The sequence below is a fragment of the Rhodospirillaceae bacterium genome (assembly GCA_002728255.1).
Classification (GTDB): Bacteria; Pseudomonadota; Alphaproteobacteria; order UBA7887; family UBA7887.
The window spans coordinates 1-16,459 of record PBWV01000019.1 but is presented as its reverse complement, the minus strand read 5'-3'; the positions used below and the strand labels follow the sequence as shown (position 1 = coordinate 16,459).

The 16,459-nt window shown below is 46.2% G+C and carries 14 protein-coding genes; all 14 read right to left on the bottom strand.

Features of this window, described 5'->3' with window-relative positions:
* Positions 1-51: 51 nt before the first annotated feature.
* Positions 52-3,474 (bottom strand): double-strand break repair helicase AddA, encoded by a 3,423-nt coding sequence (gene addA / locus CMM32_04525; protein MBT06165.1) that lies wholly within the window; start codon positions 3,472-3,474, stop codon positions 52-54.
* Positions 3,471-6,455 (bottom strand): double-strand break repair protein AddB, encoded by a 2,985-nt coding sequence (gene addB / locus CMM32_04520; GenBank protein ID MBT06164.1) that lies wholly within the window; start codon positions 6,453-6,455, stop codon positions 3,471-3,473. Before addB ends, addA begins: the two co-directional genes overlap by 4 nt.
* A gap of 10 nt (positions 6,456-6,465) precedes the next feature.
* Positions 6,466-7,167, bottom strand: coding sequence for a mannose-1-phosphate guanylyltransferase (locus tag CMM32_04515; protein MBT06163.1), 702 nt, complete (start codon positions 7,165-7,167; stop codon positions 6,466-6,468).
* 11 nt (positions 7,168-7,178) lie between these two features.
* On the bottom strand, positions 7,179-8,177 hold the full coding sequence (locus CMM32_04510; protein ID MBT06162.1) for an aminoglycoside phosphotransferase: 999 nt from the start codon (positions 8,175-8,177) through the stop codon (positions 7,179-7,181).
* Positions 8,170-8,643, bottom strand: coding sequence for a tRNA (adenosine(37)-N6)-threonylcarbamoyltransferase complex ATPase subunit type 1 TsaE (locus CMM32_04505; protein ID MBT06161.1), 474 nt, complete (start codon positions 8,641-8,643; stop codon positions 8,170-8,172). The genes CMM32_04510 and CMM32_04505 overlap by 8 nt, the downstream gene beginning before the upstream one ends.
* A 39-nt stretch (positions 8,644-8,682) precedes the next feature.
* A complete protein-coding gene (locus CMM32_04500; protein ID MBT06160.1) occupies positions 8,683-9,978 on the bottom strand; it encodes an adenosylhomocysteinase in 1,296 nt (431 codons plus the stop codon).
* Positions 9,979-10,097: 119 nt separating this feature from the next.
* Positions 10,098-10,955: an RNase adapter RapZ gene (locus tag CMM32_04495; GenBank protein MBT06159.1), complete on the bottom strand. Its 858-nt coding sequence runs from the start codon at positions 10,953-10,955 to the stop codon at positions 10,098-10,100.
* A gap of 209 nt (positions 10,956-11,164) precedes the next feature.
* The gene (locus CMM32_04490) at positions 11,165-11,617 is read right to left on the bottom strand and encodes a hypothetical protein (GenBank protein MBT06158.1); all 453 of its coding nucleotides are present in this window, start codon (positions 11,615-11,617) and stop codon (positions 11,165-11,167) included.
* A gap of 118 nt (positions 11,618-11,735) precedes the next feature.
* Complete coding sequence (gene lptB, locus CMM32_04485) at positions 11,736-12,491, bottom strand: LPS export ABC transporter ATP-binding protein (GenBank protein MBT06157.1); 756 nt, start codon at positions 12,489-12,491, stop codon at positions 11,736-11,738.
* A gap of 66 nt (positions 12,492-12,557) precedes the next feature.
* Positions 12,558-13,106 (bottom strand): organic solvent tolerance protein OstA, encoded by a 549-nt coding sequence (locus CMM32_04480; protein ID MBT06156.1) that lies wholly within the window; start codon positions 13,104-13,106, stop codon positions 12,558-12,560.
* Complete coding sequence (locus CMM32_04475) at positions 13,103-13,816, bottom strand: hypothetical protein (GenBank protein ID MBT06155.1); 714 nt, start codon at positions 13,814-13,816, stop codon at positions 13,103-13,105. The genes CMM32_04480 and CMM32_04475 overlap by 4 nt, the downstream gene beginning before the upstream one ends.
* On the bottom strand, positions 13,813-14,799 hold the full coding sequence (locus tag CMM32_04470; protein ID MBT06154.1) for a KpsF/GutQ family sugar-phosphate isomerase: 987 nt from the start codon (positions 14,797-14,799) through the stop codon (positions 13,813-13,815). The genes CMM32_04475 and CMM32_04470 overlap by 4 nt, the downstream gene beginning before the upstream one ends.
* A 172-nt stretch (positions 14,800-14,971) precedes the next feature.
* A complete protein-coding gene (locus CMM32_04465; protein ID MBT06153.1) occupies positions 14,972-15,583 on the bottom strand; it encodes a ribonuclease D in 612 nt (203 codons plus the stop codon).
* 313 nt (positions 15,584-15,896) lie between these two features.
* On the bottom strand, positions 15,897-16,459 hold a 563-nt coding region (locus CMM32_04460; protein MBT06152.1), incomplete at its 5' end, for an integrase.

Here is a 16,459-nt window from a genome sequence, read left to right as displayed (position 1 = left end):
GCCTGTAGGGCAAACTCAGTCGCCGAAACTTAAGGTTGTCGAGGTCTATCGTCAAGATAGGCATTTCTTGAGCAGATCACTGGAGAGATGTTGAAGCTTTTGTTCATCTACCCAAAGGATCGCCGAAGTTACATCCTTTTGTGGGAACACTAATTTGGCTAAAGATGCCCTTACAGCAATTTTTCGTAAGAAAGCGGCCGGAAGCGGAGGGCCGGGCCTGTTTGTGTGAGAGTTGTTTCCAACTAGAAAATTCACCAGCAATAAGGAATCATCCGAGTCGACAAGCCTTTCAATGGTTTCATGAAATAACAAAGTCCGCTCACGATATCTTATGGGACCAGAGATGGGGAGACATCCTCGCGTATTATCTTGAAATAGAAAGGAGAGAGTTTTGGTTCCAAGAATCTTTAGGGCCCACTCTTTGATCGCATGGAGTAAGTTTGTGTCGTGCCTGTAGGAAAGGCGAGATACAAATTTATTGGCGGTCTGTTCTCTTTCAGATTCAGTTATGTGGTAAAGGGAGTCGACTAACTGGGCGATTAATGCTTCGATGGGTTGTTTATTGCCCATAAAGGTGCCTGATGTTCCAAATGTGGGGGAAGTCCGGTGTATGGATTGGTGGTCATGCCTCGTTAAGTTTGAGTTAATCCAGGTGGGGAGAGGGGTGGGGTTTTTGAACGGAGGCCCAGGATAGGCGATAGTTTTTTTCCCAGGCGTAAAATTAGCAAGGCGTAAAATGCTAGAAATCCCATTCTTTTGTGCGCTGTCTGGGATGTTTGTATCAGTTTCTTCAACAACTTTTTCCAACGTTTGGCTGACAATAGTGTGCCAACAATCGGATGCTATATTGGATGTCTCACTCCAACCACATATATAGAGTTGATCCTTCGCTCTCGTCATCGCCACATATAGTAGTCGCTTGTATTCCTCCGCTTCTCGCTTTTTTTTCTCCAGGACCCACTTTCTGGTCAGTGGGTCCAAAAGAGTGGCATTTGGGATCCAGATAGGGAAGGGTGCTTTGTCGGGCCAAAAAACAGGATTGTGGGCCCGACTCTTCTGGACCGTGTCTGGAAGAAATACAACGGGTGATTCTAACCCCTTCGCACCATGCACCGTAAGAATTTTAACGGCATTATTTCTTTTTAGGGCTGGTTCGCGTGTGCTGATGGCGCCATTGTTCTCAAACCAATGAATAAAGCCTTCAAGAGATGAATTATTTTTAGCCTCGTATTCAATGCTTTTATTGAGAAATGCATTTATGGGGTCGATACATTCAATTCCAATTTTAGATACAAAGTATTTTTTATAATTCCGTGTTAAAAGTAAATCTGCATATAATTCGGAGGGAGTAAAAATTTTTGACTTCTCTATCAAGTCTTCCAGTAGGAAACGAGCCTCCTGAAATTGTGAATTGGTGGTATCCCAATCGCAGAGTGAGTGCCATATCGAACCATGTCTATTATGGGCGAGCTTAAATAGATCTTCGTCACCTAAGTTGCATAGAGGGCTTTTAAGAACTTCGGCCAGGCTGAGGTCATCATCAGGATTAAGTAAGAAATGCCCCACAGAGATAAGGTCCATGACCGCAATATTGTCCGTTAGAGCCATTCCATCGAGCCCAGTCACTGGTATCTTCAAGTTCTTAAGTGCTTTCAGCAAATCTAAGACGAACGGCCCACGACGCCTCACTAAAACCATGATATCTTCAGGTAGAAAACAGTTGGAATGGCCGCGCCTGCTGTCCGACAAGATCTCATTTATTTTGCTGGCCACAATTTGGGCAAGTGTTGTTCGTGAAGAGCGCTCTGCAGACACGTGGGTCGGGAGCCGCCTTGCAGCTGGCTTTGGGTCTCTACTGGGCTGTATTATGGGCCAAACCTCAACTAAGCCAGGGGCTCCATCGCGCCAACAAAAATGCTTGAGAGGAGGCAGTGTTTCATCAGAAAATTCAACTGGCGCAGCGAAGACTTCATCGAAGACAAGGTCAACGGATTCTAATATTGGGGAGGTGGATCTAAATGAGACCTGAAGGCCAATATCAGCCCAGGGAGCTGATGCGTTATTAGCGCGATCTCTAAAATAATCACGCATCTTGTTGAAGGACTCGGGATTTGCACGTTGGAAGCTATAGATGGATTGTTTATAATCCCCAACCGCGAAAATTGTTCTTGGGTGTTCTTCCGCTCCTTCTCCCGCAAAGAATTCGGATGCCAGGGCGCGGATAATTTCCCACTGGTCCAAACTAGTATCCTGGGCTTCATCTATCAGAAGGTGATCAACACTTCTATCAACCTTATAGAGCACCCACGATGACACGTCGGCCGATGTTAAGATGATGCCAGATTTAATGATTAAGTCATTGTAATCCAAGCAATTTTGTTTAATTTTTTCCTGACTAAACTGCTCCAGGATTTTTTTGGTTAAATTTAATAAGGCCGAGCTACATTGGACGATTTTAGCCCGTTTAATTTTGGTGGTGATTTCTAGAAGACGAGATTGCTCGGCTCTGAGAGCTAGTAGAGCATCTGGTTTCTTTGCGAGGGTGGACGCTGACACCAATGTTTTTATCGGCAATTGGTCGCGTGTGAGAAAGGCAGCACAATATTTTTCGAATAACTCTCTTCGTGTATGTTGTGAAGCAGAGATCCATTCATCAATTGTTTGCGCTCGGGCGTGGTCTGTTTTGGAGCCGGCTTGTAGGTAGCATACTGAAGATCGCCAACTTTCGGCATCGATATGGGTGTTTGCACATGCGACTTGGACTAGCAGGTCAGGAGAGGTTAGCCTTGATAGGCCCAGCATTTCTGCAATTGCACATGATATTCGATTTTCATCGTTGTTCCTAAGAAATTTTTCTAGTCGCCATCTATCGGCGACTAATAGATCCAGGAGACGAGAAAAACTTTCGTTATTAACATATTGGCTAATGCAGGAAATATCGCCTTCGGATTTGTTGCTTTTTGGACCTTGGAGTTGTTGTAATATGAGTTCGCTGGCTGTTCGCAGAAGGGTTTTGGCGCCATGCTCATCTAGTATGGTAAAGTTAGTATCAACACCCGCTTCTTGAGGAAACCTTCTTAAAAGGGTTTCACAGAATGAATGGATAGTATGAAATTTTGGCTGAAATTCAGAGTTAGCCACGCGTTCATAAAGAGTCTCGGCGGCCCCTAATTGGTGTGAGTCGACAGCTCTTGCAGTCAGAGATTCAAGGTCATTTTGGAGCGCTTGTTTGGACATGGTTGACCATGAAAGGAGGCGCTCGTTTAAGCGCTCCTGCATCTCCGCAGCCGCTGAACGAGTATATGTAAGGCACAATATATTAGATGGTTGATTGCCGTGAAGTAAGAGTCGGAGGACTCGATCTACAAGCACTTTGGTTTTTCCGGTACCAGCTGACGCCTCAACCCATGCAGATGTTACTGGATCAGCCGCTTTCTGTTGCAGCGAATTAATCTTGGGAAGTCCCGATTTCATTCTTCCGTTCTCTGTTTTTGGCTAAGTGCTATCCATTCCTTCATTCGGGCAAGGTGCTCAAATTCGTTGTATTGAGGTGCAAAATCATTGTGAGGCACGAAGTAATAAGGTGTATTTTCATTATCAAAGGATTCGATCAATTCGATGATCGTGGATAAAAGTTCTGTGGCTTTTGTTGAAATCCCTTTTTCGATCGTCCGGCGATTTCCAGCAGTTAACGCTCCGCTCAATTGGGTTGAAACAATGGAGTTGATTGCTCTCGTGTCAATTTCTTCGAAGCCATTATTTAAGATAATCAGGGCTTCTAGCAAAAGCTGAGGCTTGCTCCCATTTAGTATCTTAGGAGTTGTTGGTAATGCACCAGTTTTGTATTCGATTATGTCCACTTTTCTATCGACACGTATATTTATACGATCTGCCCTTGTAGTTAGGGTAAATGGGCCAGAGGGTAAATCTATGGTAGTGGTGCCACTAACTTCTGCATAGGCGGCGGTAATATGTTTCCGGCTTTTGTTCTCTTGGTCTATAAAATATCGTGCTAATCTTTCAAAGCGGGGCCACCAGAATGCGTATGCTTCCGGCTGCGTCCGCACTTTCCTAAAAGAAATCTGGCCGAATTCGAGTAATTTCTGATAGGGGTTGGGTGGTAGATTTGTGGGGTAGGTTTGTAAAAATCTTTCCAGGGCTTGGTGGACCATTCGGCCATAGTCAGATGGATTTACTTTCGCATCGATAGACCGAAGTGGTCTAATTTTAAGAATTGTAGATACAAAAATGCCATATGGATCCTGCATCCAACGTTCAATCTGGGTTGCAGACAAGGTTCGGGGCCGTGCCGATATGGGTGGGGTCGGCGCAGGGCGGCGGCTTTGTGGAATACTGAGTGTTTTGTGTTCTAAATTTTGACCCATGTGATCCCAGTAGCGGCTTTTGTCTACAGCTTCGTGCATTCCTTCCTTTTTCGCGGCGTTCTCTATACGTGCGAAGTGATAGGCTGGGGTGGTCTGAACCCCGTTAGCCACTTTGCTTCGAGTAAGAACTATTTTGGAGGCTGTGGATGCCTGGCAGATATGGAGATTAGCAAAGGCCTTCGTTTTCTTTTTGCTAGGTAAGCTGAGGGCTCTCCGCATTTGTGGACTGAGCCACTCATCGTTCTGTGAAAACGAGGGCCAGGTTGTTTCGTTCATTCCTGCTAAAATGTGTAAGGGCGAAGAACTGAACAGTGTTCGTTTCGGATCATAAGCATAGATACGAGTGGTATCAAAATCTTGAGTGTCATTTGGAATATTGTGGAGAAGGCACTTAAAGATATCCGAGTATTCAGTTCCCTCTATAATAAACGAGTTTTTTAAGGTGGAACATAGCGAAAGTAGATGTTGGTTAAGACGTTTGCCTTCATAAGATTTCCAGAGCCGCGTTGCAGGATACTTTCCCGTCTCGGAAAGCCATATTGAAAAATCGATATGGGCGGCCAGGAGACTCTTGAGTGGCGCCTTTTTGCTTTTCACCAGTCGGCAGAAATAAAGGGAGGCTTTTTCAAGGCTTTGGAGCCAAGTTATTAATTCCCTATTTTTGTCGGCGCTATTGTTTAGTGAAGCTATTATGCCAGAAAACCCAGGTTCTGGCCTGATGCCCCTCAAGCATTTCAGTTCTAGCTCGTTACGCAAATTCTTGAAAAGGGTTAAAGAAGTATGACCAGTGCACATTGGGTGTTTAAGGGTCGACAACAAGGAAACCGGCGAAACAGCTGAACATATCATTTCTCCAACTAATTGAAGGAAAGACCCGGCGCCCGCTGGGTCGGGGCTGTGAGCTATATAGTTGCAAAGATCAAGGTTCCAGCGTCGAAGTTGCAGCGCAACTTGTTTTACGAGGTTTTGGTCCTCGGCAAAAAGGCTCACATCCCCCTTATTGGTGGTGAGGAACTCTTTGATAATAAGCGAAATTGTTTGAGCCTCACTGTAGATGTTGTGAGCCGTGATCATGGTCAGATCACTCGATGTTTTTCGTCCAGTGTTAGTAGCCTGCTCGTCTTCTCGCGGGCTAAAGACAGATGTAATAAAGTTAACCGGATGCTTGGGTGGAGCACTGGAATTTGAATAACCAAACGGACTAAACCACTCTGGCACTAGGTTGTTTTCAATTTTCAGGTCAACTAGGAGTTTCTTTAGTGCGTGTTGCGGATGATCTTCTGGGAGATTTTCCCAGGTCTTTTTGCCCAGTTTATGATCCAAGCTGGGTATTACCACGTGTCCTGTTGGCAGTGAAGCAATGAACGATAAGAGATTAGCAATGTGAGGAAGATTTCCCGTGAAACCGGCAACTATGATATTATTTTTAGGCGGTTCTTTTTCCCAGTGCTGGATTAGTAATTTTGTAATAAGTTGATCATACAAAATAGGGTCTTGCCAAATTTGTTCACTCAGAATGAGGGGCCACTGTTTTATGATAATTTTAAGAAATTTGTTTATGGACTCCCAGTGTAAGGCATCATCTGATGTAAAAGAATCGTCCAAGGACAAATAGTTGGTTTGAAAGGACTGCAATTCATCAAAGAAAGAGCCTAGGGTAGGTGCAATTTTTAGACAACGATGTAAAGACTGAGAATTAGTTTGGTCAGGCCCTTTTTGCCATTGGAAGATCAGCCTTCCTAAGAGGAGATCTCGATATACTGAGGGTATGGGGAGCGTATCGGGCAAAAGGTTACAAGGAAGAATCAAGTCCAGGTCTCCCTCGCGGTGAGGTCTTTTAAGCGGCAGACTTTCGGAAACAATATACGTCCGGGGAAGCAGTAATGCCTTGGGTTTAGCCATTATGGTTAGAAGTTTGAGTAAATTGCGGCGAGCCTCCTCAGCGGGCAATATGATTACTGTATTTCCTAAATTAAATGTCTCGTGCCTAGCCAGCAGGCCGCTTGCAAGATTGTCAAGAAAGGGCGTTCCAAGCGCTACGGCACTTATTTTGGGAAAAGAGTTCCTCATACTTTGCGATTCATTTCAGGTCCCTAAGGTAAGCTTGGGCATTTCCTAAGGCTTCAGGAGTTCCCACATGTAACCAATGGCTATCATGGACCAGGCCAAAGAGAGTTTCGTTTTTCTGGGCCCGATCATACAACAAGTTTAGTGAAAATGCCCCTATGGGAAGAGAATGGAACAAGCTTCTTTTCAGTATTTGTACGCCCGTAAATACGAATGGGGCCGAAGATGGTTTAACTTCCCGTTTTAGTAGTCCGTTGACGTTCATGTGGAAGTCTCCCTGACCACTGAAACCGAAAGATTTAGTGAAGGGCTGAACTAGGAGTAATGCATCCATTCGTGTCGGATCCCAGGCTTCAATCATCCTGGTTATTAGAGGTTTTTTGCCACTTATAATAACTACATCACTGTTTGCTACTATGAATGATTCGCCATTGAGGGTTGGCAAGGCATTTGCTACTCCTCCACCCGTGTCGAGGAGTTGTGCCTCGTGCACGAGCTTTATGTGAAACCCGATTTTTTTTCTGAGATGATCCACAACTTTTTCCGCTAGATAATGGGTGTTGATCACAATGGTCTTAATTCCCCCTCTTTTTAAGTGAGCTAACATTCTATCAATCATCGTTATTCCACCCACTTCTAGGAGCGGCTTCGGAGTAACGTTTGTTAAGGGGCGCATTCGCAAGCCAAGGCCGGCTGCGAGAATCATTGCGTTCATTGGCTCGTTTTTCACAAGGTGCCACTATGCCTTAAGGCTCTGGTGCTTTGCGGGAAATGTTCCCCAAACCACTTCTGGAGGGTAGATAAGGCCGGGTTTTTTAAGCTGTGGTCAAGAAGCCGCCATGTCCGTGGCAAAAGCTCCAAATACTGGCTTTTGCCATCCCTCCTCCAAAGCCGGGTAAAAATACCAAGAATTTTCGTGTTGCGTTGTGCGCTCAAAGCAGCATAGACGTATTCAAACTCATCAGGTGCCAGTTTGCAGGATGCAAGGTACTGGTTTTTTAGATCATGGACCAAATCTTTGCGAACATCCCGCCTAACGTCTTCGAGAAGTGACACTAAGTCATAAATTGGTGATCCGGATAAAGCATCTTGGAAATCCAAGATGCCTATCTGCTTGGGTCCTGTGCGATTAGTTATCCACATCAAGTTATCGACGTGAAAGTCGCGTAATACCACGACGTTTCCTAGAGTGTCGGTGGTGGCTAGGACATTTTTCCATGCCTCCCGATATTCTTTAAGTGCTGAGGTAGTTATGGGGGAAAGTTTTGCCATCGGCCAAAACCAATTAATGAAAAGACCGACTTCTTCCATAAGAATTTCAGTTGTGTAACGGGGGAGCCACGATGGGGGCGAGGAGTTTTGCAGCGCAAGTAGAAGGGAAATGGCAGCGCCGTACAGTCTGTGTTCCTCTTCATGGTTGGAGATTTCTAATATTGTACTAAACTTTTGGTCGCCAAAGTCCTCGATCAATAAGAAACCATTCTCCGCGTCCTCTCCAAAAATTTGTGGAGCGTTTATCCCAATGCCACGTAAATATTTGGCAATTGCGATAAATTCCTGAGTACTTTCTTTGGCTGGAGGAGCATCCATTAGCACCCAAGACTTGCCATCTTTCTGTATTCTGTAATAGGTCCGGAAGGACGCATCTGCCGCCAAAATTGTTTGATTCGACTGAGTGAGGCCTTGTGATTGGAGAAACTCCTTTTGCTCTTTTGCCCTACTCATTCAAATGGATCCCAACTTTGTGCAGGCGTTGCTTCCAGGCTCCGTCGCATCTTAACAATACCTTCCGAGAGCAATCTTCCTGGTAAAAAAACTCGAGTTCCAGTCGTTTTGTTGGAAGAATCGTGGCCATAATTTTTGGCCACTCAATAAGACAGATGCCATTTTCGAGCGCATCTTCTACCCCTAGTTCATATACATCAGACAAACGCTCTATTCTAAATAGATCAAAATGCCAGAAAGTTACGGAGCCGAGCTCATAAGTATGTAGTAAATTAAATGTTGGGCTGGGCACCTCTTCGATACAACCTAACGTTTCTAGTAACGCGCGAATGAAGGTTGTTTTCCCAGTGCCGATACAGCCTTCCAATGTCACCACGTCGCCCGGGTGCAGCAAGGGGGCCAATGTATCAGCCAACTTCCTTGTTGCCTTTAAGTTAGGGAGTGACAGGTCTAACAATGCGTTCATTAGTGTAGACCTGTCTTTCCAAATTTGTCGCCTATAGTATTAATATCGGTAATGAGCCGGCTTAAATGGTCCTGCTTGAGCGACACCTATGTAGTCTGCTTGCTTCTCAGATAATGTAGTTAAGACTGCCCCCACTTTCTCAAGGTGTAAAAGAGCGACTTTTTCATCTAAATGTTTGGGCAGAATGTATACTTTGGGCTCATAATTATCTGAGTTAGTCCAGAGTTCAATTTGGGCTAATACCTGGTTGGTAAAGGACGCACTCATAACAAAACTAGGGTGCCCAGTGGCGCAGCCTAGATTTACCAAGCGTCCTTGCGCTAGCACTATTAGTCGTTTCCCGTCAGGAAAAGTCACCTGATCGACTTGAGGCTTTATTTCCGTCCATTCAAGGTTTGATAGAGAATCAATTTGGATTTCCGAGTCGAAGTGGCCAATATTACAAATTATCGCCAAATCTTTCATCTCGCGCATGTGGTCGAGAGTAATCACGTCCACATTCCCAGTTGCAGTTACGAAGATATCTCCTTGGCCCGCAGCGGCACTCATGTCTACAACCTCGTATCCCTCCATCGCTGCTTGCAGGGCGCAAATGGGGTCAATCTCAGTAACGAGGACCCGAGCGCCAGCCGATCGAAGAGATTCGGCTGAGCCTTTTCCGACCCCGCCATAACCGCATACCACAGCTACCTTTCCAGATAACATAACATCTGTAGCTCGCCGAATTCCGTCTACTAAGCTCTCTCGGCAGCCATATAGGTTGTCGAACTTAGACTTAGTTACGGAATCATTAACATTAAACGCTGGAACCTTTAAGGAGCCATCATGCTCCATTTCATATAGTCGATGGACACCGGTTGTTGTTTCTTCGGAGATCCCTTTTACCTTTGTTAGTAGGGTAGGGTATTTCTCGTGCATCAATTTAGTCAGATCTCCCCCGTCATCTAAAATCATGTTGGGGGTCCAGTTGTTTGGGCCACTGATAGTTTGTTCAATGCACCACCAAAATTCTTCTTCTGATTCGCCTTTCCAGGCGAATACCGGCACTCCTAAATCTGCTACTGCGGCGGCTGCATGGTCTTGAGTAGAAAAAATATTGCAAGAGCTCCACCTCAGGTCGGCACCTAGGTCTTTCAGTGTTTCTATAAGGACGGCTGTTTGTATTGTCATATGTAGACAGCCGGCAATCCGCGCCCCCTTTAGGGGCTCCTGTCCTCGGTACTCTTCTCTTATGGCCATTAGACCAGGCATCTCCGCTTGAGCAATCTCAATTTCTTTATGGCCCCAATCAGCAAGAGATAAGTCAGCCACTTTGTAATCTATGGTTTTCGGCATTTGCGTTAATCCTACGGTTTTAGAAAGTTTGATGAAATTAGTGGAGGTGGGACCATTATGTAGCAGTGGCCACAAAATAAGCCGTGTAGTCTAATCATTAGGGTTGAAACTATCATATTTTAGCCTGACAAAGCGAGATCTCTGTGCCGAACTGTTGCCTCGTATTCCTCCCGGATCAGTTGCGCTCCAAGTTTTTCTGCAACCATCACAGACCGATGGCGGCCGCCCGTGCACCCTATAGCGATAGTGAGGTAGCGTTTGCCTTCATTTTTGTAAAGGGGTAGCAAGGGTTGCAACATCTTGTGCATCCGGCAAAAAAACTGGGAATAGGCGGGGTCAGAGCTGATATAGTGGCAAACCTTTTCATCTAACCCACTAAATTCACGTAGTGCTTCTACATAGTACGGATTCCTTAAAAAACGGACGTCAAATACAAGATCTGCCTCGCGGGGAAGACCTAGCCGAAAAGCGAAAGAGACAACGCTAATGGTTATTGGGGCGGGATGGCCCACCAGAAACTGACCCTCGACTAGCTGGCGCAGGGCTGCGATAGATAGGTGGGTCGTATCGAAGATGTAGTCAGCTTGTGTTTTTAGAGGTTCCATCATTTGCAGCTCGAGTGCGATCCCATCTACTACGGGTCGGTCAACGGCTAAGGGGTGACGCCGGCGTGTTTCAGTGAATCTCAAACGGAGAACATCGCTGTCGCTGGTCAGGAAAATGATTTTGAGCTGGATGCTCCGGGTAGTCTGAATGCTTCGCACCGCAGCCAAAAAGGTTTTAATTGAAAATCCTCTGCTGCGCGAATCGACCCCTACTGCTAGCTTGGCCCCGTCTTTGCTGCCGTCCACGAAAGAGTGAAGGAGTCGAATAGGAAGGTTATCAACTACTTCATATTGCAAGTCTTCTAAGACGTTTAAGACTGTACTTTTGCCAGCTCCAGATAGTCCTGTCACGAGAAGGAGGTTACTTGCCATCCTTATTGTTCCTCTTTTTTACCATCGAATAGACTAACTCTCTTTCGGAGGTTGCTGACTAGAAAACGCAGCCGCCGGGGTTCCGCACCCCTAATCTAATTTCGGTTAACGGGACAGCAGGAGCTTTGATGCTTTATTTCTACCTAAAAGTTTCTTGAGGGATGATAATGGCATAATACTATCTCTTATAATATTTATTTGCGCGCGTTTTAACTTGAGCGGCCTGTGAGGAGCGCATAAATGGCATCAGACGTTGTGCTTCCGCGGAGTTTATCGCAGAGAGATCTATCGCGAAACAAGCGAGATATTTCAGCCAAGAGTTGGAGATGCTGGTTGTTTTTAGATTCCCCGGTAACAAGGAGTAAAATCAAATCAAATGGCTCGTCCTTAGCTGTCGTGAATTCCACGCGGGTGGCTAGCCGAGCGAAGACAGCACGCGGGGTCTTTTGGTTGGGTAGGGTAATGTGCAGTATGGCTGCGCCCGTTGATAGGTGTTGCAGAGCACTTGGGGTTTGGCTCCGTATGGCATCAGACATTTGACTGCTATCTATCTCAATGACGTTGCTGGCTTTTTTTGCCAGGGTGGAGGTTACGCTACGTTCACTTGTTCCTCTGAGCAGGGGGACTATAGCTTCTGGAGAGATTATTGTATCGATTGGCATATTTTCTAAGTGGCCTCGAGGGTTTTTAATTTAAGTTTGTAGGCTTTTTTTGATCTAGCAATATTTGTGGTGCAAATCTCTGCGTCGCCTAGCAGGTTTTTATGCGCTTTTAAGCCATCTAGAGGCGGAAGCGCTCGCCAAGGTACACCTTCCGTACGCCCTCGTCGGCAACTATTTCGGTTGGCGAGCCTTCCATAAGTAATTTTCCTTCATGCAAAATATAGGCACGATCTACTATTTTTAATGTTTCTTGGACATTGTGTTCAGTTATTAAAACGCCGATTCCCCGGTCTCTCAGGTGGGAGACCAATGTTCGTATCTCTCCAACTGCAATTGGGTCTATGCCCGCTAAGGGTTCATCAAGAAGCATAAAGCTTGGTTGAGACGCAAGTGCTCTTGCGATTTCGACTCGGCGGCGCTCTCCACCAGACAGCGCGAGGGCGGGTGTTCGTCTAAGGTGATTTACGGAGAATTCCGTGAGCAAATCGTCTAGTAGAGCCTCTCTCTTGTCCCTGACTGGTTCGACTACTTCCAGAACTGCCCGAATATTGTCTTCTACAGACATGCCGCGGAAAATGGAGGCTTCCTGGGGCAGGTAACCAATCCCCACTCTAGCCCGACGATACATTGGCAAGGAAGTAATATCATGTCCATCCAATAATACATTCCCGTAATCAGCGGAAACCAGGCCAGTGATTACATAAAAGCATGTAGTTTTACCTGCGCCATTGGGTCCAAGAAGTCCCACGGCTTCACCGCGTTGCACGTGCAAGCTCACGTCTCGGAGGGCGGGTCGCTTTTTATATGATTTTCCAATGTGTTGGGCGACTAGTCCTTGATTTTCCGCAGCTAGCGGGGTTTCTTCGTTGTTCATAATTCCGTCAGTAATATGTTGCCGAAGGCCGAAAAGGTCGCTCATATTGGTTTACGCCAAAGTTTTCTATTGGGGTTCATTCACATTTTCGGGATTGAAAATAGCTTTCACGCGCCCATCGTCTGTCGGGTCTGTGGGCCCCGTCGCGCCTTCAAGCCGGCTGTGCCCTGTATTTAAGTCCATGGTTAGCCGTTCCCCGTGAAGTACATTCTCGCCCTGAGTGAGCACTACACTCCCTGTGAGGACTGCGGTTTTATTCCGCACATCGTATATGCCTATACTCCCGCGTGCTTTTTCATTTGGCGTGATTAATAACACGTCGCCCTCAGCCTCAATGAGGCTGATTTGCGAGTTTGGTTCTTGGTTACCATTCGGCTCATCGGCGATATGGGCAATTAAAACATGAGCGCTGAGGGTGTACCGACCCTGTACAGCGTCGGCATTCCCTCTCGCTATTGCTATTTTTTCCTCATTTAGCCATTCCATCGAATCTGCAACAATTTCAATGGGTGCGGCTGAGTCACTCTCAAATTGAGCGTAGGAGGTGTCCAGATTGGCGTGGAAGTGAAAAACGTAAAGCCCCACCAGCCCCAATATTTTTCCGTTAAAGGTCATTTTATTCCGACTTCTTGGTGTCCGTGCAGCAAAAGAACAGGACGGCCGGAGAACAGAAAGACTTGGCCATCAGGTGAGTATTGGAAACCATTGGCTTTGAGGATGCCCCAAGGGCTCTGGCTAAGGACTGGCTCATCCCCATGAGCGCTACCCTGAGCGAGGTCAAACTCCACCTTTTCCGTATGCATTTCGAAACCATTGTCCACATACATGCTCACAGCTCCCTGCAGTTCTAGGGTTTTGGTCTCTCCGTCATAGATGCCTTGCTCGGCTTTAAGTGTCAACCAATCTCCATTAGCTAAGGTGATGTCTGCGGCGGGTTTCATCAGGAACACCTGTTGGTGCCCTCTCTCAGGGCGCATTGCGACTTCAGCGGTGACGGTATAGCGCTGCTGCTTATCGTCTACGCCTAGAAATTGAGGTCGCAACATTTCGTCCTGTCCTGAAAAATCCATATGTCGGGTAGCATAATCCAATCGAAAGGACTTAGTTGTCGGATTGATCCAGGCAAAAGTTATTATGCCAACTATAGTTAGGGCGATCATCGGCAAAAGCCACTTTAGTGCTCTGGCCTGCTTCTGATTTTCAAACTGCACCCGAATTTGGTCGATTCCGAGATATCGTCCATGCCATCTTCTCAGAAATCTTTTGCTTTCAGGAGCTATGTCACCCTCTCGAGGTTGGCTGATTTCGGGTGTCTTCCCACTCACGCTACAGCTGCGCGCAGACAATCATGCATATGAAGTATACCAAGTGGCTTGCTATTTTCTGCGACGAATAAGCTAGTGATTGAGTTTTGGTTCATGGTCCACACGGCTTCGGCGGCCAGTGCGTTTGGAAGTATTGTTTTGGGGGACGGGGTCATTATCATCTCCACTTGGAGCCTTAGCAAATCAGAGGCCATATTTCTTCGTAGGTCGCCATCTGTGATAATCCCGTTCAGGTGACCCCGGTTATCAATAACCCCAACACAACCAAAGGCCTTAGCTGTCATAACTAGAATGGCATCCGAAACCAAAAGCCCACTCTCTACAAGTGGCATTTCGTTGCCGTGGTGCATAATGTCCTTAACTGTCACTAAATGATGTCCAAGACTCCCCCCCGGATGGAGTTCTTGAAACATCGAAGGCGAAAATGATGCCCTTTCCAAGAGTGCCACAGCCAAAGCATCCCCAAGTGCTAGGGTCATTGTTGTAGAGGTAGTAGGAGCAAGGCCAAGGGGGCACGCTTCCGGCGAGTCGGGCAACACCATGGATATGTCGGAATTTGATTCCAGGGAGGTACCTCCCCGCCCGATAACAGTGATCAGAGTTATATTAAATCTTTTGGTGTATTGGACTATATCGTTGAGTTCGGTAGTTTCTCCCGAATTAGATAGGGCAATAACGATATCATCTCGTGTGATCATGCCAAGGTCCCCATGGCTCGCTTCAGCCGGATGGACAAACAATGAGGGTGTTCCAGTGGATGCCATGGTAGCTGCTATTTTACGTCCTATGTGACCACTCTTACCCATGCCAGTAATGACAACCCGCCCTTTAGCGGCTGACAAAGCTTCGACTGCAGCTATGAAGCTTGGGCCGAGGGAGGAGGATAAATTCTCGAGCGCCCGGGCCTCGTTCTCTAAAACTCGCCGGCCTATCGATAGATCATCAGGCTTTTCTTTGGGACTTGTGCCAGTGTCATTGTTCATAATTATGGTAGTATCCGCAGTATTTATTCTCAGATAACTTGTTATAAATAATGACCCGCAGCGATCCTTATCTGGAAAGGTTGACCATAACCATTACATCATCGCTGTAGTCCAAATAATGCGCGAATGACTAGAATAAATCAATCGACACTCAGAATATAAATAGGCCCTGTTAGTGGGAAAAAATATCGCTGGCTCCCCAGCCTGCTAGGTCTAATTTTGCGCGGGTTTTAATAAAAGAAAAGCACTCCAAAGCTAGAGATTTTCTTCCCTCGCGTTCAAGCATTAAATTCAATTGTTTTCTAAGTTCGTGGAGGTGAAGCACGTCGTGAGCAGCATATGCTTTCTGCTCTGCGGACAGGATTTCTGCTCCCCAATCAGAACTCTGTTGTGCCTTGGAGAGGTCTTGGCCTAGGAGCTCCCGGCACAAATCTTTGAGGCCATGCCTATCGGTATAGGTTCTAGCAATCTTGGAGGCTATCTTTGTACAATATACGGGCTCACACCAAACCCTGAGATGCTCGAAGAGGACCGCGACATCGAAACGAGCAAAGTGGAATATTTTTTCACTGTCGGGGTTTTGGAGCAAAGCCGAAAGGTTTGGAGCAGCATAGCCTTGGTTTGAAAAGCGAATAAGGTGGGCGCTTCCATCACCACTGGAAAGTTGGACTAAACATAGCCGATCGCGCTTTAGGTTCAACCCGGTGGTTTCCGTGTCAACCGCTATAGTTCCGGAAAATTTAAGGTCTTTTGGGAGGTCATTTTCGTGAAGATATATATTCATAGGTTTGTGCTGCCTCCTTGGGCATTAGGCTATTAGCACTGTACCGGTGTGGATCCAAGTGGTAGGGCACATGGGTATAATCGCGCAATTACTATTTGTACTCAGAATACAATATTGGCTCAGAATGTCAGAAAACCGAGAGAAACGCAAAATGGTTTGGTTAAAGATGGGTGAAACAGTTAGTTAGGCACAGATAAATTTTAATCTCACACGGAAAATAGGGCAATAGAGCCTGATTCTGCACTTTCCCATACGTGGCCACATAAATAACAGGATTAGAACCTAACTAAAGACGTTACTAACCCCTTTTTTTCTACCGTAACTTCCTAGCTAAATCCTCTGCCCTGAGATGGGTATACCTCTGCAGCATCTTTAAATCCTTGTGGCCTGTTATTGCTGCTACTTCCACAACATTCAGACCTAGCTCAAAGAACCTGCTGGTAGCTTCGTGTCTCAGGTCATGGAAATGAAGATCTTGTAGATCAGCTCTTTTCATAGATCTATCCCAGAGTCCTCTCAGGGCACTAGTCGAAATAGGAAAGACAACTCCGGAGATATCTCTTGGGAGAGCCTGGAGTTCTTCACAAGCCTTCTGGGAGAGGGGAAGATTTCTCTCTTCTCCGTTCTTGGTCAGGGGCAGGTGTGCCCAGTTCTTATCCAGATGTACGTGTCTCCATTCCAGAGAAAGTAATTCTCCTCGTCTCATTCCGGTTTCCAGAGCCACCACTACAAGAGGTTTGAACCAGTGATTGTTTCTTCTTCCACACTCCTGGACCAATCGTTCGTATTCCCCCTCAACGAGCCTTCGATCTCTTGGCTTGTTTTCTTTGGGTTTCTTTACAAGGGCAACAGGATTGCTGGGCAGCTTAAAGCCCC